Genomic DNA, 24212 nt, shown 5'->3' with positions numbered 1-24212 from the left:
CCTCCTTATATCTCTCTGCCTGCCAGCTCGGCATCAAATATCACCTGTTCGATGGCTCTTGGCGCGACACAGTCGCCCACTGCCCGCACATCTCTACCTGCTGCTTTCAGTTCTTTGTACAGATCGTTATCCGATCTGCTCTGGGCCGCTATGATAGCCGTGTCAAATCCGCCGATTTCCTTTTCCTCCTGGCTATATACGTTCCTTAGAACAACTGCGTCACCTTTAATCTTCGAGATCGTGTGGGAGGCAATAATCCGGGTGCCCCGCTCATACAGCCTTTGCAGCAGCAATGCGTTATTGGTTCCTTCGATGTCGCATCCAAGGAAGTTGCTGGTGGTAACAACCGTCGTATCAGCCCCCAGGGACGTCACGTAATCAGCCACGCCGCTGGCTTGATAATAGCCAATGTCATCAAATACCAGCACCTTGTCCCCTATCAATTCCAGGTTCTCCATCGCCTGCCTGCAATCGATCACTTTTATACGGGCCTCATCCATCTGAATATAATCAGGAATCAGCGCCTTAGAGCCAGTGGCCGCAATAATCACATCGGGATTTTCCCGTTCCACAAGATCCCGCTCTACTCTCACATTCATATGGATTGCTACATTATATTTTTTTAACTGGTATTTTAAATATCGATAAACCTCCCCTACTTCTGCCCGGTAGGGCATCTTCTCAATCAAAAGGACTTGTCCGCCTAATTTGTCGCTCGCCTCATAGAGAGACACCTCATGTCCCCGCTTGGCAGCAATCTCCGCCGCCTTCATACCACTGATTCCTCCGCCGATGACCATGACTTTTTTACGTATCTCTGCATTCTGAAGCGTCCCAATGCCAAAATATTTTTCCCGGCCTGCCCCCGGATTTTGTACGCATTCCACATCAATGCCGTCATTTCCAATGCATCCTTCATTGCATGCGATACAGTGACGGATATCGTCTACTTCTCCCCGCATCGTCTTATTCGGCGTCTCTGGATCGCAGATCAGCTGGCGGCACATGCCAACCAGATCTGCACAGTCCTCTTCAAGCAGCATCTCTGCCTGAACAGGGTCATTAATTCGCCCAAAGGCAATGACGGGGATGTCCACCGTCTTCTTTAATTCCGCGCTCATATAGAGTGCGAACCCTAAGGGAATGACAGCCGGAGGAATCTCCATGTAGAAGGAACTGAATGATCCTGCATCCGTACTGAGATAATCCACGCCTGCTTCTTCCAGCCGTTTGGCGACTTTCAGCCCGTATTCCATGGAATACCCGCCTTCTATGAATTCATCCACGCACAGGCGGATGCCGATGGGATAATCCGGGCCCACCGCTTCGCGGATGGCCTCAATGATCTCCAGCGGATAGCGCATCCTGTTCTCGAAACTGCCTCCATACTCATCTTCCCTCTTATTGAACAACGGTGAGATAAAGGTCCTAAGAAGCCCGTCGTGGGCAATCTTAAGTTCAACTGCGTCCCAGCCCACGCCCTGCTGCAGGGTTGCTGCCTTGACATAATAATCTTTGATCTGCTCCAGTTCTTCTTTTTCAAGTTCCTTTGTATTAAAGTGGCAGGACGGCTCTGGCATCTGGGAAGGTGCCACAAGAATCTGCGGAGGATTCTTCAGCGTATTATGTCCTCCGTGATTCAGCTGCGTGATGCATTTGCAGCCATACTTATGCACCTCTGCGGCCAGCCTCCTGAAGTTCTCTTTATTCCTGGGATCGCTTCCAACCGGGTACTCGTCGGACATCATGCTGTATGGGTCAACATTCTGACTCACTGTAACTGCTGCCGCTCCTCCTTTCGCCCGCTCCACATAATGCTGGATGTTGCGCTCGGAGAACAGGCCGCAATCCATCCACCCCTCATCAATTGCATAACCGGTAAGATGCGGAAGAAAGATAAACCGATTCTTCAGCTCCATCTTCCCGATCTTGAATGGTGATAATAATTTGGTAAATTTCTGGCTTGCATTTTCCATATCTACTAACCGCACTGTGCCTTTGTCTTGCACAATGCTCTCCTTTCCTTTAATCTTTCGAGAACATTCTCCATACCATGACGGCAATCAGGGTAAGTCCCCATATCAGTGTCTTGGTATATGTATTCAGTACCGGGAACATATTGATCGCTGACGATATAATCTGTACGATGAATATGGCAACTACCACGCTTCGGACCTTCCCGGCGCCTCCTTGTGCATCCACGCCTCCCAGGATTGCGATCATGACGCACTGCAGCGTGTAGGCCTCCCCATAATCCGCTTTCGCGCTGTTGGTTCTGGACATCATAACCATCCCTCCCAACGCTGCCAGGATTCCCCCTATAACAAAAAGCTTAAGCGTATATGATCTCACCTTGATTCCGCTGTATCCAGCAGCCTTTACGTTGGTTCCAAGCATATAGATATTGGCTCCAAACGTGGTGCGTGCCAGGATAAATCCAAGGATCACCGCACAGATTATAAACACCAGGAATGGAACGGGAAGGATTCCCGCTACATTAAGGCCGCCGATCGACGAGTACGCCTCTGGCAGACCGCTGATCGCCTTCCCTTTCGTAAGCGCGATCGATACTCCCTGGAATACCTGGGCGGTTCCGATTGTTGCAAGCATCGCCGGCACATGAAAGTTCGATATCACAACTCCATTAATTAGACCGGCAGCCGCCCCCACGATAACCGCTGCAATGATACCTGCCAGTATCGCCATCTCCCTGCCTTCCTGCGCCCCCGTGCCGCCGGTCATAATAAAAGCGGCGACAATAGATGAGAGGTTTGCAATAGCCACGATTGACAGATCGATTCCTCCCAGAAGCATAGCCAGCATTACTCCAAATGTCATAATCCCGAATTGAGGAAACTGGGTTAGCATAGAAAGGATATTTTCAGAAGTCAGGAACTTGTCCGGCTTCATAAACGCTACAGCCCCAAAGACAAGAACAGCAATGATCAGCAATTGAAAAAATATTTTATCTTTCTGATATAGCAATAACCAATTATTTAAATTTCGTTTACTTTTTTGCATGTTCCACTCCCTCTTCTGTCTACTGATCTTTTCCTTATATTCGCCGCCCGGTAAGAGGTAATTGAAGTCCCGATGACAATAATGATTCCTGTAAATAAAGTCTGCCAATAGCCCGGAACTCCTAGAAGCAGCAGGCTGTTCTCCATTAGCGTCATCAGTCCCATCCCGAGCAGCGTTCCGAGTATGGTTCCTTTTCCACCGCTTAGGCTCGCCCCTCCCAGAACAACAGCGGCGATGACATTCATCTCCATCCCCATCATATTGCCGGGCGGATTATATCTTGCCATGCAGATGCGAATGACTGCCGCGATTCCTGCCAGTACTCCAATATAGCAATAGACAAAGAATTTGATCTTCTTTACCTTTAATCCCATCCTGACTGCCGCATTTTTATTACCGCCCACAGCGTATATCCCTCTTCCCAGCATCGTGTGTCTCAGGATCAGCCAGGTTGCCACAACGATTCCTACCAGAAGAAAAATGGAATAGGGCATGGCCGAAGTGATATTCAACTTCTTGTTCGTTACCTGGAACAGGCTTGCCAGCCCGAACTTGCTCATTCCCTCAGGCAGGACGTTCTGGGATGATGCGTTCAGGATTCCGAGGAGGATTCCCTGGAATACTGACATGGTCCCCAGCGTCACGATCAGCGGCGGCAATTCCAAAATGGCAATAAACAGCCCATTAAGCGCCGCAAGGGCGGCAGACAGTACAGCCACTAGAAGAAAGGCCACAAGGACGCTGCCTTCATACTCCATCCGAAGAAGGATATCAATGCCCACATAGACAGACAGGCTCGCCAACGCCGTAAAAGATACGTCTATTCCCCCTGTAATGACTACCAGAAGCATTCCCATGCAGAAGATGGATGGCACGATCATGGATACGCACAGATCCACCAGATTATTGGCTGTCAGGAATTGCCCGCTCCGGGCCTGTACAAAGAATGCAAAGACCAAAATAATGAATGCCAGATAGAATTCGCTTCTATGCAGTAGTTTTTTTATTAACGTCACTTTTCACCCTCCTTAGACACCAATCATCTCGTCAAGCATTTCTGTCGTCGTGCCATCCGTTTCAAAACTGCCGGCAATTCTGCCGTTTTTTATCACTATGCCTCGATTGGATACCGCCAGGACTTCCGGAAGGTCGTCGGAAATCATCAGGATTCCCATTCCTTCATCCGCCAGTTCCTTCATCACCTGATGAATGTCGTATTTGGATCCGATATCCACGCCTACCGTCGGCCCGTTTAGAATCAGCACGTCCATATTCCGCGCAATCCATTTGCCCAGCACGACTCTCTGCTGATTGCCGCCTGAGAGGGTAGATACCGCATAATCCGGCGACGGGCTTTTTATCTTCATGCGCTTCATGATATCCGTCTTTTCGGCTTCCATCTTCTTTCGGTTTAGAATTCCAAGCCTGCCTGCAAGTTTTTCAATCTTGGAAATGACCAGGTTATCCCCGATGGACTGTTTCATAAACAGCCCCTCCGTTAGCCGGTCCTCGGGTACGTATCCAATTCCCAGCCCTACCGCATCCGTAACTTTGCTGATGCACGCTTTCCTGCCCTTAACCATAATCTCTCCGGAGGATGCCGGCTGAATTCCAAAGAGCGCCAGGGCAAGTTCTGTCCTGCCAGATCCCAGCAGGCCCACCACGCTTAAGATCTCGCCAGGATATAACGTAAACGACACATCCGAAAAGGCACCCTCCGCCGTCAGATGCTTCACTTCAAGCAAAGGCTCTTTCCCTTTTTTTGGGGCTGTAAACTTCACATCCAGAAAACGCCTCCCGGTCATATAATAGGCAAAACTTCGATTATCCAGTTTTTCCGTGCTGCCAGTCAGAACATTCTCTCCGTTCCTGAGAATGGTATATCTGTCGCATATCTCAAATACCTCATCCAGCTTATGGCTTACAAAGAGAATGGACAGTCCCTGCCGCTTCAGCCTAAGGACCGTCTGAAACAGCGTCTTTACTTCCCGTTTTGTAAGCGCCGTGGTCGGCTCGTCCATAATTAGAAGTTTCGCATCGTTGATAAGCGCCCTGCAAATAGCCACCAGCTGCTTGTCTGCCACGGATATTTCTCCTACCTCTTGATCCATATCCAGTTCTACGCCAATCATCTCCATAGCCTTCTGCGCAATTTTCTCAGACTCTTTCCAGTTCATAATCTTCTTATGGGATGAAACCATCGTGCTTATGGAAAGATTCTCTTTCACCGTCAGATTGGGAAACACCGCAAAGTCCTGATAGATCACCTGGACTCCTTCTTCAATTGCCTCCGCTGGCGTGATCTTCTTATATACCTTCCCGTTCAGCTCTATTTCTCCCGAGTCTCTGGTATATACGCCAGAGATAATATTAATCAGCGTCGACTTGCCACATCCATTTTCCCCGGCCAGACAATGCACTTCTCCCTGGCGGATGTCAATGTTCACTTTATTCAGCGCATACACGCCGGAAAAAGTCTTGCAGACTTCCTTTGCCCTCAATACATAATTAGACATAGCCATATCCTTTCTTTCTCCCGCTCCCTCAGGCAGGGGCGCCTGTCCCCATATATCCCCTGCCTTTGGGATAGTTCTCTAGAAGTCATAGTCTTTCAAATTGTCCTTTGTGATCTCAAGGAAGCCGGAACCAACCAGCACTTTATCATTCATGATATTCATGTCCTCATATCCTGCTGCCCCCAGATTGATGCCCTCTTTGATCTCTTCGCCGGAGAGAATCATGTAGGCCAGGTTGGACATGGCATATCCCACTTCGTAAGGATCCCACGCAACAATAGTCTCCATTGTTCCCCGCTCAATATATTCTCCGGCAGCGCTTGGCAATGCCATTCCGCATAAGGATACCTTTCCTACCAGGCCAAGTTCCTCAATTGCCCTTGCCACTCCTGGCACGCACTGGGCTGCCGTCCCGAAGAATCCCTTCAGTTCAGGGTAGGTCTTCAGCATTTCCTTGGCCTTCTCATAAGCAGTCTCCGAGTTGTCCTTGATCTCAATCCTGTCCCCTACCAGTTCCATATCCGGATATTCTTCCTCCTGCCTTGCGATGCCGCCATCTGCCCATTCGTTGTGGGAGCCATTGGTAAGGCTTCCTACCATTACGCAATACTGACCCTTCTCTTCCATCTGGGATGCCAGAGAATCCATGATCGTTGCTCCAAACTGCGCATTGTCAAAGGCCTCCAGGTCATATTCCGTATTCTTCTGCGTGGATGCTTCATGGGTAACCACCACGATTCCGGCATCCTGCGCTTTCTTCAGCACGCTTTCAAGCGCATCAATATCATTCGGGATTACGCAGAGCGCGTCAACGCCGGACGCGATCAGGTCTTCGATAACCTCGATCTGTAATGATGCATCTGCCGACGTCCCGCCCTTCATATAGACGGTACATCCTTTTTCCTTCCCAAACTTTTCACCGCCCTGTGCAATGCACTGGAACCAGTCATTGGTAGTATCTTTAGGGACGATGGCAATCTCATAACTGCCATCCGAAGATTTGGATTTCTTTTCGTCGTCTTTTCCCGCCTCCTTGCTCTTTCCCGTACACGCCGCAAGCGACAGCACCATTGCCAGAATCAAGCCTACACTCAACATTTTTTTCATCATACTTTCTTCCTCCTTTGTATTTTGATAGATTTGCATCTAAATGATGAACTGCTCCATATACCGCTTTGACAGAATAATTGATCTTCTAATGTCTTCGGCGCTTCCTTCAAATGCCCGGTCCTCGATCTCGATACAGGCTGCGCCGTCATAGCCTGTATCCATAAGGGCGCTAATAAATCTTCCCCAGTCAATATCTCCAAGCCCCGGTATCTTGGGCTGCATGTAACTCAAGGGGTAAGCCATGGTTCCCACGTCATCCAGCCTGTCCCTATGAATCTTAATATCCTTGATATGTACATGAAAAATCTTATCCTTAAATTCATAGATCGGCTGGATATAATCCATCATCTGCCAGATAAAATGGGAAGGATCATAATTAATCCCCAGGCAGCTGCTTGGCAGTATCTCAAATACCTCCCGCCATATAGCTGGGGCGCCGAACAAATTCTGTCCGCCAGGCCACTGTTCCTTGCCAAAAAGCATAGGACAATTTTCTATAGCGATCCTTATCTCCCTCTCTTCCGCATATCTAAGCAGCGGCGTCCATATTTTTTTCATGATCTCCAGGTTTTCTTCGATGGTCTTATTGTGATTCCTCCCTATAAACGTCGTCACCATTCCGATTTCCAGTTTCCTGGAGGCATCTATCACCTTCTTAAGATGACTTTCCGCTGCCCTTCTGCTATTCTCGTCTTCATCCAGCACATTGGGATAATAGGCCAGGGAGGATATCTCTACATTTCTAGTTCTGCACAGATCTTTAATCCGTGCGGCCTGCCCGTCATCCAGGTGTTCCACATCAATGTGGGTGACTCCTGCATATCTTCTCTTTGCCCTTCCCTTTGGCCAGCATGCGGCCTCTATGCAGGAAAATCCCTGCTGTGCCGCGAATTCTATCACTTCCTCCAAACTGCTCGTTGGCATTATCGATGTCAAAAGCCCCAATTTCATCCGTTCTTCCCTCCTATGCATGATCCGGCGGTTCTACTTCTACCCACTGCTTTGTCTGCGCGCTTTTCAAGATTGCATCGCAAAGCCTAATCTCCTCCAGGCCGTCCTGGAACGTGGCGTACTGGAAATCTCCTTCTTTACTCAGGCTGTCGTAGAACTGCCTAAACCCCTGCTTGATCGCGTCCGGGAATCCTTCCACATGTCCGCCTGGGAAGCCAATCGCCGCCGCTGCCTTTTCGCACATCAAAGAAGGATCTTTCGTAAGCACTTCATTCGGGCCGTCCCGGTGTCCAATTCCAAGTTCCCCCAATTCTTCCGAGTTCCAGCCAAGGGAGGCACATGTACCGGCCACCAGCAATTCCGTGGTATTCTTCTTCCCTGCAAATACCTGGCTTATGAACACGCTGCCGATTGCGCCATTTTCCAGCTCGACCAGGATTGCAGCCTCATCTTCCGTCGTAACCTCTACTTCTTCAAGTTCTCCCTGGCCTGTCTTTGCAAACGATTCCCCAATGGCAGTTCCTTTTTTTCTGACGGGATAAATGGTATTGAATACAGCGCAGACCTTCTTTATATCCTGTCCGGTTACGAACTGCGCCAGATCCAGCCAATGAGAGCCGATATCCGCAACCGCTCTTATCTTTCCGCCCAGCCTCTCTTCTACCCTCCAGGAGTAGTCCGTCTCATACAGAAGCCAATCCTGGATATACGTGCCATGAACGCTTATAACTCTCCCTATCTCCCCTTCGGACACCATATGCCTCATCTGGATTGCCGCCGGATAAAACCGGTTGTGAAAATTAACGGTTCCATGCACGCCTTTTTCTTTCGCCAGCCTTACCAGCTCCTCAGCCTCTTCGGCTGTGCTTGTAAATGGCTTTTCACATACGACATGAATCCCTTTTTTGATTGCGTGTCTGGCGATCTCGTAGTGGGTATGGTTGGGTGTGCAGATATGCACTACATCCAATTCCAGTTCCTCCATCATCTTGCGAAAATCTGAATAGGCAAACCTGATGTTCAGTCTGTCAGCCTTCTCCCTGGAATTATACGCGTCACATAATGCGACTACCTCCACATCTCCCAGCCTTCTCAATGCCTCGACATGCGCGTTCCCAATAAAACCTCCTCCAATTACCGCAGCCTTCATATTTTTCTCCTTTTTTGTAAATTTTATTATTATTTACGTAAACTTTACATTATTTATATCACAATAATGCTATTTTTGTCAATATTTTCCTTATAATTTTATTTTTCTTGTGTATATTGCACATAAATATTGACTCAGCTTATTTGTTATGCTGTTTTATTTTGTAAATTTTACATTTCTATTTACATTTTCATGAAAAACATATAATATTATAAGTAGGTTAAAATAATTGGAAATATTTGGAGGTTTTATGGGGAAGCAAAAACCAACGATACAGGATGTTGCAGATATGGCTGACGTATCCATCGCAACAGTATCAAGAATCATTAACAATAAAGGAAATATCAAGCCAAGCACTTTAGAAAAAGTAGAACTGGCTATGAAAGAATTAAACTTTATCCCGAAAACATTATCGATGCTCTCAGAAGCGCAGAGCAAGATCATCATGGTATGCGTGCCCAATCTGGATAATCCTTTTAACTCTCCCGTATTGGAAGGGATACACCGCTGCGCCCACGCGAACGGATATCATGTGCTGATCCTGGAGACCCGGGACCGCTATTCAAGAAGCGAAGATTTTGAAGAACTGATAAGGAATAATTCCATCGCAGGAATGGTCATCATGTCCAATATGCCTCAGCAAAAGATTCTGGAGGATCTAAGTTTCCGCTGTCCAACCGTCATGTGTTCGGAATATGCCGAGAATTATGACCGGGTATCTTATGTCAGCATAGATGATTCCGCCGCTTCCAAGAAAGCGGTAGATTACCTGATCTCGACGGGACGCGAAAAAATCAGTCTTATCAACACGAATTTATCCTTTAAATATGCCCGCCACCGGGAAAAGGGATACCGTCAGGCATTAGAGCAAGCCGGGCTTCCTGTCAGGCCCGAATGGATCATTCATCTGTCAACCACAGATTATAAACTGGCTTTTTCCAACATTTATCATATGCTAAGCCAGGCCGACAGGCCAGACGCCATTTTTGCCACTTCAGACGTATATGGGGTTGCGGCCATTAACGCTGCCCACGAACTGGGGCTTCTGGTGCCGGAAGATCTATCTGTCGTTGGATTCGATAATATTGATCTGTCTGTCATGTGCATCCCGCCGCTGACCACGATCGAACAGCCCTGCTTTCAGATCGGGTATCAGTCCTGCGAACTGCTGATTGATAAAATCATCAATCCAGCCTCATCATCCAAGCAGATTCTTTTGAACACAGAATTAATCGTGCGCGGCTCAACGCTGCTTCCTAAAGCAGCGGAATCCTAAGTTGGAACAAAAAAAGAACTGATAAGAGAGCGCTCTTTCGCCTGCCTTCTTATCAGTTCTTTTATTTTCTTTGGCTTACTTGGAAGCAACCTGCACGCAGTGCTCTGTCAGCCATTCTTTCACCATGTTATTCAGTGCAATCTCCTTTAAGTCTTCCTCGGATGCTGCTTCCTTAACTGCTTTGACATCTTCATATCCGTACGCGTCCGCAATCTTCTTCAACTGCTTCTCGTACTCTTTATCATCCATTTTGATCTTTTCTTTGTCCGCGATGGCATCCGTCACCAGCTGCTGCTTAACGCTTGATTTGGCTGCTTCGTCCACCTGGGCCTCGAAATCTTCCACAGAACTTCCCATCTGCTCCTTAAGGAATGTCTCATAGTCTGTCTGATAATACTCCGCTGCCGTTTTATACTGCTCGACCAGGGAATCAGAGATCTCTTTTACCTTCTTCTTCGGATACTTTTTCACCTTTGTATTATCCAGGACTTTCTGCCATACTTCCTGGGTCAGCGTATCCTTGTAAGTAGTCTGGGCATCGTCTTCCAGCTGCTTTTTTACTTCCTTCTTATACTCTTTTACATTCTTTGATTTCTCGGAAACCGTTTTTACGAATTCATCGTTCAGTTCCGGAACCACCTGCTCGCTGATGGACTTCACCGTAATGGTAAATACTACCGGCTTTCCTGCATATTCCGTTTTATTGTAATTATCCGGGAACTTGCCCTCCCAGTCATAGGTATCGCCGATATTATGGTCCACAACGCTGTCCTCAAATCCCTCAATAAACTGGCCGGAACCTATGGTCAGCGGGTAGTCTGTTCCTGATCCGCCTTCAAATTCTACTCCGTCAATCTTTCCTACGAAGTCAATATTCACCGTGTCCCCCGACTTCACCGCCCGGTCAGTGATATCATTAGTGGTCGCATTGGTCTGAAGCGTTGCCTGGATCGCATCTTCCACGTCTTTATCCGTAATCTCATCCGGCTTGCTGACTTTATCAACTTCTACTCCTTTATATTGGGATATTTTCAGGCTGTCTGTTTCCAGACCCTTGCTCCCTTCGCAGCCTGCCAGCATCATGGATGCGGCAAGTATTCCTGTTAATAGCACTACAATTTTCTTCTTCATTTTACACCTCTTATTATACTTTCCGTTAAATCGCACTATTATGTTATAGCACATTTAACAGAACTTTCAAAGCATTTTCACACATATTTCACTCTTTATTAAGAATCTGCCCTGCCGATTACAGCACAGGCGAGAGCAGCCTGCAGAACTGTTCCTTGATTCGGATTAGGAGACTGCGCTGCTCGTACTTCTTCCTTGTTACCAGAGTGCTCTTGGTAATATCGTTCTCAAATGCCTCCATCAGCCTCTCCGTCGTCCTGGCGCTGTAGATCACCGCATTGACTTCAAAATTCAGGCTGAAGCTGCGGATGTCCATATTGGCAGTTCCCATGCAGCTGACCAGTCCATCCACGCACATGCACTTGGCATGGAGGAATCCATTGTCATAAGTGTAGCACCTTGCTCCTGCCTCGATCATCTCGCCCAGATAAGAGTAGGTTGCCCAATATACGAACGGGTGATCCGGCTTGCAGGGAATCATGATACGCACGTCGATTCCAGACTTGGCGGCAATCACCAGGGCATCCGCAATATCATCATCCGGTATGAAATACGGGGTCTGAATATAGATGCTTTTCCTCGCCATATGAATCAGCCTCAGATAATTGTCACGAATCTCCTGGCTTCTGGAATCCGGGCCGCTTGATATGATCTGAATCGGATCGCGTCCGTTCCGGATATACGTCGGAATCTCAAAAAGCCGATCCTCCAGAAACAGATTTTCCTTAGCCGCGTAATTCCAGTCCAGCACGAATCTTACTGCCAGGGAAGTGACTGCCGAGCCTTCGATGCAGATGTGCGTATCCCGCCAATACCCGAACTTCTTATCCTTCCCCACATACTCTCTTCCAATGTTGAATCCGCCCACGAATCCGATTCTTCCGTCTATAACCACGATCTTCCTGTGGTTCCGGTAATTCACGCGTAACTGGAGCTGGCCGAAGATCGCCGGAAAGAATTCCGCCACCTCAATACCTGCCTTCTCAAGGCGCACCCAGTCTGAGTTGCGCATCCCTCTGCAACCCATACTGTCAAACAGCACCCGGACTTCAACTCCCTGTCTCGCCTTCCTGACCAGGACTTCTTCTATCTCCTGCCACAGTTCATCATTCCGGATAATATAATATTGCACATGGATGTAGTTTCTCGCATGCTCCATCTCTGTGAGCAGCGCATTAAACTTCTCCCGTCCATCCGTATAGATTCTGATATCGTTATTATCCGTCAGTACTGCTTCTCCTTCGTTCAGGTTATATAAGATCAGGCTTTTGAACCGCTCAAGTTCTGGATCCCGAAGCCTTAATTTCCTACGATAGATCGATTCCTCCTGCCGCCGGACAGCATATTTGATCTCTCCTTCAATCTCCTTCATCTTGAACATCCGGTCCTTGCGGAAATTCTGCCCCAGCACCAGATACAGCACAAATCCCAGCACCGGTATAAAGTAAAGCAGCAAAAGCCACGCCCACACCGTCGTCGGATTCCTCCGCTGAAAAAATATGATCAGCAGCGCAAATATGATGTTGATAAGAAACAGATGGTCAAGTATCCACCAATATACGGTTCCAATTCCCTCCGTCACAGTATGAAGCATGCTACTCTCCTTAAAAATCTCGTTATTTTATCTATTATACCGTTTCTTGCCGGAAAAGTAACCCCAAAATCTCAAATCTCTTGCACTTGCGTTCAAAGAATGGTACAATGTAGTTCGTGTAAAATAGATTTTTAGGAGGTTCGCCGTGAAGACGTTAACGATTGTATTGCTTGTTATTTTAGTCGTTTTAATCATTGCTTGCATCGTATTGTATTTCTTAGGAAAAAGAGCAGAAAAAAAGCAGGCCGAACAGCAGGAGCAGCTGGCTGCCGTCGCACAGACCGTGTCCATGCTTATCATTGATAAAGGCAAGATGAGGCTTAAAGAAGCCGGGTTCCCAAGCATTGTCGTAGAAGGGACGCCGAAGTATCTGCGCCGCTCTAAGGTTCCTGTAGTAAAAGCCAAGGTAGGGCCAAAGGTAATGACATTGATGTGCGATGCCCAGGTATTCCCGTTAATTCCTGTCAAGAAGGAAGTAAAGGCTACCGTAAGCGGTATTTATATTACTGCGGTCAAAGGATTAAGAGGGCCATTAGAGACTCCTCAGAAGAAGAAAGGCTTCTTCGCAAGATTAAGGAACAAATAAGGACAAGCCACATAAAAAGCATTGGATCTTACCGGTCCAATGCTTTTATATTCATCTCGATGTTGCAGTCTGCCACCATCTCTCCATTGACGTCCAATTCATAATTCACATGGACATCTATGATTTTTTCCTCCGACTTTACCGTCATTTCTTTTGTATGGATCCCCACCAGAAGTTCTCCATACGGCGTCTCATACTCCGTCATATTGATCTTGCCTTTTTCAAAGATCATATGGGTGTTGGCAAGCCCGCTTTTCATAATTTCCAGCTTGCCGTCCTCGGCAATGCGGATCTTATTCTTGATCGTGCCGGGCATCCCTTCCACCACTTCGTCATAGATCACATAATGCTTGCCGTTCTTGAAGTAATATGCCGCAGGCGTAATAACTTCGATCGGTTCATTCTCGTCTTCTTCCGTTACTCCGGCCACGTCGTAATGCAGGCCGGATATGCTAAGTAATACATCCTTTGTCATAGGCTCTCCTAGTATTCTTCAATGTTAATCTGCTTCGTTGCCGCTACATCATATGGCAGGATGGAATTGGCGAACTTCGTAAACTTCTGGGCGGCGTCGCTTACATAGAACTCATAGGTCGCAGGTATGCCTGACTGATTGGCAATGCCGCAGTCATTCAGCGCAGCCTTCAGGTCCATAGCCGTCTCATAGGCGGGATTCACGATATGGATCTCTTCTCCGAAGTAAGCCATGATCTTGGAGCGAAGCAGTGGATAGTGGGTACATCCCAGAATCATCGTGTCAATCTGCGTTGACTTCATATCCGACAGATAGAAATCAATGGCCTCTTCCGTAATCTTGTGCTTTGCAAACCCCTCTTCCACGAGCGGCACGAAGAGCGGGCATGGCTTTCCGATAACGGATGCCTCCGGATTCAGGCTATGTATCACTTTGGTATAAGTCTCGCTCTGTATGGTCGCCTCCGTCCCCACCACGCCGATCTGGCCGTTCCTTGTCTCCTTGACAGCTGCTCTGGCTCCCGGCCCTATCACTCCGATCACCGGTACATCCGTCTCCTTCTGCACCGTGTCGAGTGCAAGGGCGCTTGCCGTATTGCAGGCAATCACGATCGCCTTTACATTCTTCGTCTCCAAAAAGCGAATAATCTGCCTGGAGAACCGGATAATATTATCTCTGGACTTGCTTCCATAGGGAACTCTTGCCGTATCTCCAAAATACACCACATTCTCCATAGGAAGCTGGCGCATGATTTCCCTCGCTACCGTCAGCCCTCCCACACCGGAGTCAAACACTCCTACCGGCGCTGTATTTTCTCTATTATTCTCCACAATTATTATCTCCTTTAAAACCATTCGTAATACTCATTGTAACGTCAATCCCTGCTGTTTTCAAGAGTAATTTCCCCAAAGCGGATCAAAGCGGGATTTATGGGCGTTCTTGTATCGTGACGTTCACGGTATCTCCCGCCTGCTTGCGTATGGCCTTTCTGATATCCTTTCGTATCCTCTCTTTCCAAATAAAATCATAACTATTGTGTATTATAAAAAGGCATTGGATTCTGATTCATCCAATGCCTTTTTTCCTCATAGAGTTCCTATAATGCAAGTTCCTTTGCGATCTCATACTGGTATGCCGGAATTCCCTTCTGCATGCCCAGCGCCTCGTCGATGTCAAAATCAACGTATTCTCCGTGCTTGTATCCAACCACGCGGTTCGTCTTGCCCTGTTCAAGCAGATCCACAGCCAGCGCTCCCATGATGGATGCATAGACTCTGTCCTTGCAGGTCGGACTTCCGCCGCGCTGCATGTGTCCAAGCACTGTTGCCCTTGTCTCCATGCCTGTCGCCTCTTCGATTCTCTTCGCCATGTTCATGGAATCGCCAATGCCTTCTGCATTGATGATGATATAGTTCTTCTTTCCACGCTTCCGGCATTCCTGGATATCGGCAACGATCGCCTCTTCGTTATAATCATGCTCTTCCGGCATCAGGATACGCTCCGCGCCGTTCGCAATTCCGCACCACAGTGCCAGATATCCGGCATCTCTACCCATTACCTCGATGATAGAGCATCTTTCATGGGAAGTAGAAGTGTCGCGTACCTTGTCGATCGCTTCCATTGCCGTATTCACTGCCGTGTCAAATCCAATCGTATATTCTGTACAGGCGATATCAAGATCGATGGTCCCCGGCAAGCCGATTGTGTTGATTCCTAAGTTCGCCAGTTTCTGGGCGCCCTTAAAGGAACCGTCTCCTCCGATCACTACAAGCCCGTCAATTCCATATTTCTTACAGATAGCCGCCGCCTTCTGCTGTCCTTCTTCTGTGCGCATCTCGTCGCAGCGCGCTGTCTGAAGAATCGTGCCGCCGCGCTGGATGGTGTCGGATACATCTCTGGCTGACAGGTCAATAATCTCTTCATTTAAAAGGCCCTGGTATCCTCTCCTGATGCCCCTTACTTTCAGTCCTTTTCCTAATGCCGTCCTGACTACCGCACGAATTGCCGCATTCATTCCCGGCGCGTCCCCGCCGCTTGTCAATACGCCTATCGTACGAATTATTTTCTCTGCCATCTTAATTCCTCCATTGTATTAGCGTTCTTCTTAATTCCTTACTATCCTCGTGCTACATTGTACATGAATTAACGAATGTTTTCAATGGGTTTTTCTATAACTTTTACACAAGATTCCCCCAGATAATTCGTCAATCTGCTTAACAGACGGGCATCCGCGCTTACGCTCCGGCCGGCCCCGAGCCGTTTTACCGCCTTCTCTTTCCGGCAGTAGATGACCACCGCATCCTGTCCGTCAGAGTCCTTGATCAGTTCCAGAAGCTGTGCCTCTTCCGCCAGATATTCTTCTTTACTGCCATACTGAAGCCATAATTCCCGCTTCGTCTGCTCAAAGGGAATCACCGACTCGCAGATCAGCTTGCTGGGGGCATCGTCTTCCTCGGATACCCTCCCCTTTATGAATACTTTGCTGTCCTCATTCAGGTACTGCTGATTTTTCTCATAATCCTTTGGAAACACCACCACTTCGACCGATCCCAGCATGTCTTCCAAGGTCACGAATGCCATTACTTTATTATTCTTCGTATATTTGATGGTCTTGTCGGTGATCATTCCTCCAATAATTTCCCTGGCGCCGTCTAAAACCTTGGTGTGCCCGGTATCTTCTACCAGCTGGAAATCCAGGGTGGTCTTGGATATGCTCTTTCGCCACTTCTCTTCATATTCTTCCATGGGATGGCCGCTAAGATACACGCCCAGCACTTCTTTTTCAAATGCCAGCTTCGTTTCCTTCTCGTACTCTCCCACATCCGGAAGTGGAATGTCAAACTCTGCCTTCTGATTCTCATCCACCATATCGAACAGAGACATCTGTCCGGTCATGGAATATTTTCTTTCCTGGTTGACCTGATCCAGAATCTGCACGTAGATGACCATAAACTGCTTCCTGGTCCCGCCCAGGCTGTCAAATGCGCCTGACTTGATAAAACTTTCGATCGTACGCTTGTTGACTTCTTTACCAGAGAGACGTTCGATGAAATCCTTCATATTCTTGAATTCCCCTCTGGCCTCCCGTTCTGTCAATATCGCCTGGATGACCGGCTTGCCGATGCTCTTGATGGCCGCCAGTCCATAGCGGATATTGCCGTTATCTACGGAGAAGCTCCCCTCTCCCTTGTTAATGTCCGGGGGCAGGATCTCAATTCCCATCTGGCGGCAGGTATAGATATATTCTGATACTTTCCCCGGATTTTCAATGACGGATGTCATAAGGGCCGCCATGAACTCCACCGGATAGTAATACTTCAGCCATGCCGTCTGATAGGATACCACCGCATAGGCGGCCGCATGGGATTTATTAAAAGCATATTTGGCGAAATCAATCATCTCATCATAGATCTTATTGGCCGTCTTTTCATCAATTCCATTGGCGATGCAGCCGGGAACCCCCTCGGCCTCATTGCCGTACACGAAGCTCTGGCGCTCCTTCTTCATGACATCGCCTTTTTTCTTGGACATGGCACGCCGCAGCAGGTCGCTTCGTCCCAGCGTGTATCCTGCCAGATCCCGCACAATCTGCATGACCTGCTCCTGGTAGACGATGCAGCCATAGGTAGGGGCAAGGATCGGCTCAAGCTGAGGGCAGTCATAAGTGATGTTATCCGTATGGTTCTTTCCCTTGATATACTGCGGTATGAAATCCATCGGGCCCGGACGGTATAAGGAGATGCCGGCAATGATATCCTCCAGGTTCTGTGGCTTTAGCTCCTTCATGAAACTCTTCATCCCGCCGCTTTCCAGCTGGAATATGCCATCCGTACGCCCCGTTCCTATGGAGTCCAGCACTGCCTTATCATTATAGTCGATCTGTTCCATATTAATGTCTTTGCCAGAGGAGTGGCTTGCCAGCTTGACCGCGTCCTGGATCACGGTCAGTGTCCGTAGCCCCAGGAAGTCCATCTTAAGCAGCCCCAGTTCTTCCAGCGTAGTCATGGTAAACTGGGTGGTGACAGAGCCGTCAGATCCCAAAGACAGGGGCACATACTCATCGATCGCCTTCTGGCTGATGACTACTCCGGCCGCATGCATGGATGTATGCCTGGGAAGTCCTTCCAGCCTCTTGGACATATCAATCAATTCCCTGACCTGCTCGTCCTCCTGGTACATTCTTTTGAATTCCGGGTTAACCGTCAATGCCCGCTCAAGCGTAATATTCAACTCTGTAGGCACCATTTTCGCAATACCGTCCACGAATGCATAAGGCAGGTCCATAACCCTTCCTACGTCCCTTATAACGCCTCTGGCAGCCATCGTACCAAAGGTGACGATCTGCACCACCCGGTCGGATCCATATTTCTCCACTACATAGTCGATGACCTCCTGCCTGCGCTCGAAGCAGAAGTCCACGTCAATATCGGGCATGGATACGCGTTCCGGGTTCAGGAAACGCTCAAACAGCAGCTGGTACTTGATAGGGTCGATACTGGTAATTCCAAGGGTATACGACACGATGCTGCCCGCCGCCGACCCTCTTCCCGGACCCACCATGATATCATGGTCCCTGGCATATTTGATAAAGTCCCACACGATCAGGAAATAATCCACATATCCCATGGACTTGATTACGGATAATTCGTACTCCAGCCGCTCCTTTAAGGATTCTTCCCCGTCCGGATAACGCTCCTTTAATCCGTCGTAGCATAATTTATTCAGATATTCCCAGGAAGTATAGCCTTCCGGGACATCGTATTTCGGCAGCTTGGTCACGCCGAATTCGATCTCTACATTGCAGCGGTCCGCAATCTTCTGCGTATTCTCAAGAGCCTCCAGGGCATAAGGGAAGAGTGTTTTCATCTCTTCTTCCGACTTGATGTAGTACTGGCCGCCCTCATAACGCATGCGGTCTTCATCCGCCACCTTCTTGCCGGTCTGGATGCACAGGAGGATATCATGGGCCTTCTCATCCTCCGCGTAAGTATAGTGGACGTCATTGGTGGCCACCAGTCCAATCTGCGTCTCCTTTGCCATCCTAAGCAGCGACTGGTTCACCAGTTTTTGTTCCTGGATCCCGTGGTCCTGCAATTCCAGGAAGAAATTTCCTTCCCCGAATATCTCCTGGTATCTTAATGCTGCTGCCTTTCCCTCTTCATACATCCCGCGGACAATATTCTTCTGCACCTCTCCCGCGAGGCAGGCGCTGAGGGCAATGATGCCTTCGTGGAACTCCTTCAGGATCTCCATATCCACACGAGGCTTATAATAATATCCCTCGGTAAATCCCCGGGATACGATCTTCATCAGATTGTGATAGCCCAGATCATTCTCCGCAAGAAGAACCAGATGGTAATACCTGTCGTCCCCGCTTCCCACTGCTTCTTTATCAAACCTGGAGCCTGGCGCCACATAGACCTCGCAGCCCAGGATCGGCTTGATGCCGACGGCCTTGGCAGCCCTGTAAAAATCAATAACGCCGAACATGACGCCATGATCCGTGATCGCTACGCTGTCCATTCCCAGTTCCTTAACTCTGGAAACACATTCTTTTATTTTGTTGGAACCGTCCAGCAGACTATACTCTGTATGGACGTGAAGATGTGCAAAACTCATATCCCTTCCCACTTTCTATCTGTAAACATCGTTGACTGTCCTGTATCTTTATACTATACCAAAAAACCTTGTTTTGGGGAAGTTCCTTTTTCTTACACGCGAATCCCTCCCGGCAGACTGTGCCGGAAGGGATTCGCCTTTAGTTTAAATTCATCATGGCATTGTGAATAAAACTACGCTATTTATTTACTACATGCTCTGGCGCTCCTGCAAGGAATGCCCGCAGGTTTCCGACTGCTATATCCATCAGCCTCTGCCTTGATTCTTTCGGAGCCCATGAGATATGCGGCGTTATCAGGCAGTTTGGCGCCTGAAGCAATGGATTATCCTCTTTGATCGGCTCAGAGGACACCACATCCAGTCCGGCTGCCGCTACTTTTCCGCTCTTCAACGCGTCCGCCAGATCCTGCTCTTCAATCAGCGGTCCTCTGGAGTTGTTCAGGATGATCACGCCGTCCTTCATCTTGGCAATCGTATCTTTATTGATAATCTTCTCAGTCTCTGGGAACAGCGGGCAATGCAGCGCGATAACGTCGGAACATTCCAGCAGTTCATCCAAAGCGGCATATCGGCAGGTATCGGATACCAGTTCCGGGTTCTGGCAGGAATCATATGCCAGCACGCGCATTCCCAGCGCCTGCGCGATCCTTCCCGTAGACTGCCCGATTCTGCCATAACCGATAATTCCCATTGTTTTTTGATCCAGTTCGATCAGAGGATAGTCCCAGAAGCACCAGTCCGGATTCCGGGCCCATTTTCCTTCCCGCACTGCCTTGCTGTGATAGCCGATATGATGGCATATCTCCAGCAGAAGCGCGATCGCGAATTGTCCCACTGCAGCAGTTCCATAGGTAGGAATATTGGAAACCGGGATATTTCTTTCCTTTGCCGCCTCGATGTCCACCACATTATATCCCGTTGCCAGAACGCCGACAAATTCTATATTCCCGCAAGTTTCAAACACTTCTCTGGGCAGAGGCGTCTTATTTGTAAACACTGCCTGCGCGTCCCCGATTCTTCTGATTATTTCCTGGGTGTCCTGGATCGGAGTCCTGTCATATATCTTGCATTCCCCGAATTCCTCAAGCCCTTTCCAGTCCAAGTCTCCCGGATTCAGCGTATAGCCATCTAACACTACGATCTTCATATTGTTTTCCCCCTTATATCTGTGGATTCTCAGGATGAAGCATGGTTGCGATCACCTTGTCAAGCACATCATCCTTCCAAATCTGCTTCCAGTCCTCACGCATTACCAGCCTGTTTCCCAGACCGATGGCAACCTTGCACGCATCAGACACCGGAGGATTTCCCGGTATGTAGCCAAGGAAATTGGCGGACAGGTTATAGATATGTCCTGTCAGGAAAGAGACTGCCGCTTCTTTTGGGATTCCCCTTTTCACAGCCTCCTCTACCGTCTCTGCCATGGCATACAGGCACGTCGCCCCCAGAAGTTCAACCAGCGTTGGTTCCAGGAACGCGATCTGCTCGGATGACATTACATATGCATGCTCTACCGGGGCATACATCTGCTTCGCCACTTCCACGCACTGCGCAAAGCGCTCGTCATCTCCCTGGATCTTGGACATTACGATGTCCTGCCTGCCGCCGCAGCCGCCGAACCTGTCCTGGCGCGCCTCATAGGTATCCTGGTCGATAAAATAAGATGGATGACAAGGATGCGCCACGGCGAACGTACAGTCATCCCGTAATGTCAGTTCCCTGGCAACTGCTGCCGCAGGATCCAGAATAATGAAGCCGGTTCCTGCCTTCAGCTGAGGAACATACTCCGCCGACAGTTTCCCGATCAACGTATCCGGAACCGCAAATACCACTACATCCGACTTCGCCAGCGCCACCTCTACCGGTACCGGCTCAAATCCCCGCTCTTTGATACTTTTTATTCCGGCTTCAGACGCCTCTGCCATAAGCAGTTCAAACTCATCTGGCTTCTTGGCAAGGTTATTACTAGTTCTTGCCCCCATCTTTCCGCCTGCTCCAATTACACTTACTACGATTTTGCTCATCTTTTCTACCTCTTTTCCCTAGTTCCAAGTTATTACAACTGCGCCACCGTCTTTGCGATATCTTCGGGCGCAAACCCATAAGCGTCTGCCAATTCCTTGGCTGGCCCTGACTCTCCAAAAGTAGAAAGGCCGATCCTCTTAACGATCTTGGGATCGTTTTCCGCTGTCAGCCGGCTGATATAGGCCCCCAGCCCGCCATTTACATTGTGGTCTTCCACTGTTACGATCTTCCTGGCTCCTGCTATGGCTTCTAATATCTTGGAAGGGTTCTTTCCATATAATATATTTACATCTCCTACCGTCACGTTGATTCCCTGGCTTTTCAGCAGTTCCGCCGCCAGGAGCACGCGGTCAAGCACGAATCCGCTGGATAGAAGAAGCGCGTCATTCCCATATTCTTTCAATATCCGGATTCCTTCCTCGCCAAAAGGCGTCTCTTTATCATAGACATCCGGCTCCCGTCCGCTTCCTGCCCGTACATAGACCGGCCCGTCAATCTTAGCCGCCATTTTTACCGCATGGTAGGTCTGTGCCGCGTCCGCCGGCGTCAGGATCGTATAATTGGGGATATTGGACAGAATGCCAAGATCCTCGTAGAACTGATGGGTCACGCCCTCTCTTTCTCCTCCCAGCAGGCCGGAGTTGATTCCAACAAACTTTACATTCAGATTTGGATATGCGACAAAGGTCCTCATCTGCTCGCAAGCCCTCATGGTCAGAAATCCCGCATAGGTTCCGACGAATGGGACCAGTCCTGCTGATGCAAGCCCTGCGGCCGCGTCTACCGCTCCCTGCTCAGAGATTCCCGTCTCCACATACTGTTCCGGATGCAGTTTTGCAAACTCCGTGGCACGCATTGCTTTCAATGAGTCCGGTGACACGAACATGATCTTGTCATTCTCGGCAGCCAGATCTATCAATGCCTGCGCGAATGCTTCTCTCGTCCCTTTAAACTCTGCCATTACTGAACACCTCCTAAGATTCTTACTGCCTCTTTATACTGCTCATCTGAAGGAACACCTTTGTGCCATGCATTGTTGTTCTCCATAAATGGGAGTCCCTTTCCTTTTATGCAGTTGCATACGATAACGCTTGGCCGTCCTTTTTCTGCCCTTGCATTGTCAATGGCTTTTCTGATCGCATCAATATCATGGCCGTCAATCTCCTGGGTGTGCCACTGGAATGCAGCGAACCTTTCTGCTATATTGTTGGATCCTATCGTCTCTTCCACAGAACCCCCGCTCTGCCATCCATTTTTGTCCACGAATACAATCATATGATCCAGCTTCTTTGCTGCTGCAAGGTTAATTCCTTCCCAGCAGATTCCCTCCTGGAGTTCTCCATCTCCGGCAATCACAAATACATCGTAATCCTTTTTTCTGTATTTACCGGCAATTGCCATCCCTGCTCCGATAGCGATTCCATTTCCCAGTGATCCGGATGTCATATCGACTCCCGGCGTCTTGTTCATTACCGGATGACCCTGGAACTTGCTGCCCAGCTCCCTGAGCCTGAAGTCATCTACCTTCTCTCCGAAATATCCTCTCTCTGACAGGGCTGCATAATAGATCGGACATGCATGTCCTTTTGACAGGATGAAGCGGTCTCTGTCTTCCCATCCGGGATTCTTTGGATCTATGCGCATCTTATCAAAGAATAATGTCGCCACAATATCCGCGATAGACAGCGCTGGTCCCGGATGTCCGTCCTTTCCTCTGTAGACCATATCAACCGCCACCAGACGGAGACGGTCTGCAGTCGCCTTCAGTTCTTCCCTATTCATAAAGAATTCCTCCTCGTATTCAAGATTATCAAATGTAATTATATACTCCATTTGTTTAACATTGATTGAATCAACATCAAACATCTGATGTTTAATATATATCATATGAGTGTTGTTTTGTCAACATTTTTAGACAAATTAGCAATTAATCGTTTGACGTTATATTAATGCACCGTTATAATGAAATACAGAAACTGTTATTTTTTTACAATACATCCTTATTTTTCTATCTCTAGCCTAAAATTACGGAAAGGAAGTTACATATATGGATAATCTATTTAAAGCCACGAAGAGAGAGTCTGCTGTAGATATTGTCGTAAACAGCATCAAGCAGCTTTTGGCAGATAAGAAGCTGCTCCCGGGTGACAAACTTCCTAATGAATTGGAGATATCCGAAGGGCTTGGCGTAAGCCGCGGCTCTGTGCGCGAGGCAATGAAGATCCTCTCGGCTTTTGGGCTGATTGATATACGCGTCGGAAACGGAACCTATGTCAGCGATTCGCCCAGCAGCGAGCTGCTGGATTCCCTGCTGTTTACATACTTCATCACCAACCCCGATCTCACAAGCCTCTATGAATTCCGGCGTATATTTGAAACCGATATCGTACGCCTTGCGATCGACCACTATGACGAAAACCAGGAACAGCGTAATTCCCTGCGGGAAAATCTCAAGGAACTGGACGCACTGATCCAGGAGGGCGCTGCCCCTGAAAAGATTTTGAAAAATGATATGGACTTCCACCATATTCTCGGCGAAGCCAGCTGCAACGCACTGGCGTCCAGAATATACTATTTTGTCATGGATTCTTTCCGTGCATCCATCTCTCATACCCATAAGCACCAGAATGGGGAGTATGTATACAAGGCACACTCTCAGATCTATCACATCATCGAATCAAAAGCCTATGATGATATCGAGGAATGCATCAAACAAACGATTGATATCTGGTATGACTTGCTCCAAGATTAAAAGAAT

The 24212-nt window shown here is 48.4% G+C and carries 20 protein-coding genes; 3 read left to right on the top strand and 17 right to left on the bottom strand.

Features of this window, described 5'->3' with window-relative positions:
• Positions 1 to 5 precede the first annotated feature (5 nt).
• The 7 genes from K0036_RS01845 to K0036_RS01815 form a co-directional block, all read right to left on the bottom strand.
• Positions 6 to 2009, bottom strand: a complete 2004-nt coding sequence (locus K0036_RS01845; RefSeq protein WP_220430584.1) for an FAD-dependent oxidoreductase — start codon at positions 2007 to 2009, stop codon at positions 6 to 8.
• Between the two features lie 16 nt (positions 2010 to 2025).
• Positions 2026 to 2910, bottom strand: coding sequence for an ABC transporter permease (locus tag K0036_RS01840; protein WP_173694222.1), 885 nt, complete (start codon positions 2908 to 2910; stop codon positions 2026 to 2028).
• An 86-nt stretch (positions 2911 to 2996) separates the two neighbouring features.
• Entirely contained in the window at positions 2997 to 4037 is a 1041-nt protein-coding gene (locus K0036_RS01835; protein WP_173694223.1) for an ABC transporter permease, read from the bottom strand.
• Positions 4038 to 4049: 12 nt separating this feature from the next.
• On the bottom strand, positions 4050 to 5543 hold the full coding sequence (locus K0036_RS01830) for a sugar ABC transporter ATP-binding protein (RefSeq protein ID WP_244095238.1): 1494 nt from the start codon (positions 5541 to 5543) through the stop codon (positions 4050 to 4052).
• Positions 5544 to 5615: 72 nt separating this feature from the next.
• On the bottom strand, positions 5616 to 6647 hold the full coding sequence (locus K0036_RS01825) for an autoinducer 2 ABC transporter substrate-binding protein (RefSeq protein WP_220430583.1): 1032 nt from the start codon (positions 6645 to 6647) through the stop codon (positions 5616 to 5618).
• A 36-nt stretch (positions 6648 to 6683) separates the two neighbouring features.
• Entirely contained in the window at positions 6684 to 7598 is a 915-nt protein-coding gene (locus K0036_RS01820; RefSeq protein ID WP_220430582.1) for a sugar phosphate isomerase/epimerase family protein, read from the bottom strand.
• Between the two features lie 13 nt (positions 7599 to 7611).
• Positions 7612 to 8748 (bottom strand): Gfo/Idh/MocA family protein, encoded by a 1137-nt coding sequence (locus tag K0036_RS01815; protein ID WP_220430581.1) that lies wholly within the window; start codon positions 8746 to 8748, stop codon positions 7612 to 7614.
• Positions 8749 to 8998: 250 nt separating this feature from the next.
• On the opposite strand from K0036_RS01815, the gene K0036_RS01810 reads away from it, so the two are divergent.
• Positions 8999 to 10024, top strand: coding sequence for a LacI family DNA-binding transcriptional regulator (locus tag K0036_RS01810; RefSeq protein WP_025645763.1), 1026 nt, complete (start codon positions 8999 to 9001; stop codon positions 10022 to 10024).
• 75 nt (positions 10025 to 10099) lie between these two features.
• Here K0036_RS01810 and tig read toward each other — a convergent pair whose 3' ends face one another.
• On the bottom strand, positions 10100 to 11155 hold the full coding sequence (tig, locus tag K0036_RS01805) for a trigger factor (protein ID WP_173694226.1): 1056 nt from the start codon (positions 11153 to 11155) through the stop codon (positions 10100 to 10102).
• A 118-nt stretch (positions 11156 to 11273) separates the two neighbouring features.
• Positions 11274 to 12749, bottom strand: coding sequence for a cardiolipin synthase (gene cls, locus K0036_RS01800; protein WP_025645767.1), 1476 nt, complete (start codon positions 12747 to 12749; stop codon positions 11274 to 11276).
• Between the two features lie 145 nt (positions 12750 to 12894).
• On the opposite strand from cls, the gene K0036_RS01795 reads away from it, so the two are divergent.
• The gene (locus tag K0036_RS01795) at positions 12895 to 13335 is read left to right on the top strand and encodes a hypothetical protein (protein WP_004607842.1); all 441 of its coding nucleotides are present in this window, start codon (positions 12895 to 12897) and stop codon (positions 13333 to 13335) included.
• 28 nt (positions 13336 to 13363) lie between these two features.
• On the opposite strand, the gene K0036_RS01790 is transcribed toward K0036_RS01795, so the two are convergent.
• The 8 genes from K0036_RS01790 to K0036_RS01755 form a co-directional block, all read right to left on the bottom strand.
• Complete coding sequence (locus tag K0036_RS01790; RefSeq protein ID WP_025645770.1) at positions 13364 to 13810, bottom strand: DUF1934 domain-containing protein; 447 nt, start codon at positions 13808 to 13810, stop codon at positions 13364 to 13366.
• A gap of 8 nt (positions 13811 to 13818) precedes the next feature.
• A complete protein-coding gene (gene murI, locus K0036_RS01785; protein ID WP_044941568.1) occupies positions 13819 to 14664 on the bottom strand; it encodes a glutamate racemase in 846 nt (281 codons plus the stop codon).
• A 242-nt stretch (positions 14665 to 14906) separates the two neighbouring features.
• Positions 14907 to 15884, bottom strand: coding sequence for a 6-phosphofructokinase (gene pfkA / locus K0036_RS01780; protein WP_004607845.1), 978 nt, complete (start codon positions 15882 to 15884; stop codon positions 14907 to 14909).
• Between the two features lie 68 nt (positions 15885 to 15952).
• Positions 15953 to 19429 (bottom strand): DNA polymerase III subunit alpha, encoded by a 3477-nt coding sequence (locus tag K0036_RS01775; RefSeq protein ID WP_220430580.1) that lies wholly within the window; start codon positions 19427 to 19429, stop codon positions 15953 to 15955.
• Positions 19430 to 19607: 178 nt separating this feature from the next.
• On the bottom strand, positions 19608 to 20576 hold the full coding sequence (locus K0036_RS01770) for a D-2-hydroxyacid dehydrogenase (protein WP_220430579.1): 969 nt from the start codon (positions 20574 to 20576) through the stop codon (positions 19608 to 19610).
• Between the two features lie 13 nt (positions 20577 to 20589).
• Positions 20590 to 21453, bottom strand: coding sequence for a phosphogluconate dehydrogenase C-terminal domain-containing protein (locus K0036_RS01765; protein WP_220430578.1), 864 nt, complete (start codon positions 21451 to 21453; stop codon positions 20590 to 20592).
• A 32-nt stretch (positions 21454 to 21485) separates the two neighbouring features.
• Positions 21486 to 22415, bottom strand: a complete 930-nt coding sequence (locus tag K0036_RS01760; protein WP_025645779.1) for a transketolase family protein — start codon at positions 22413 to 22415, stop codon at positions 21486 to 21488.
• The gene (locus tag K0036_RS01755; protein ID WP_220430577.1) at positions 22415 to 23236 is read right to left on the bottom strand and encodes a transketolase; all 822 of its coding nucleotides are present in this window, start codon (positions 23234 to 23236) and stop codon (positions 22415 to 22417) included. The genes K0036_RS01760 and K0036_RS01755 overlap by 1 nt, the downstream gene beginning before the upstream one ends.
• A gap of 265 nt (positions 23237 to 23501) precedes the next feature.
• Between K0036_RS01755 and K0036_RS01750 the strand changes: the two genes are divergently transcribed.
• Positions 23502 to 24206, top strand: coding sequence for a FadR/GntR family transcriptional regulator (locus K0036_RS01750; protein ID WP_173694230.1), 705 nt, complete (start codon positions 23502 to 23504; stop codon positions 24204 to 24206).
• Positions 24207 to 24212 lie beyond the last annotated feature (6 nt).

The organism is [Clostridium] scindens (assembly GCF_019597925.1).
Classification (GTDB): domain Bacteria; phylum Bacillota; class Clostridia; order Lachnospirales; family Lachnospiraceae; genus Clostridium_AP.
The sequence above is the reverse complement of the archived record's forward strand: the minus strand, read 5'-3'. Positions and strand labels throughout refer to the sequence as shown.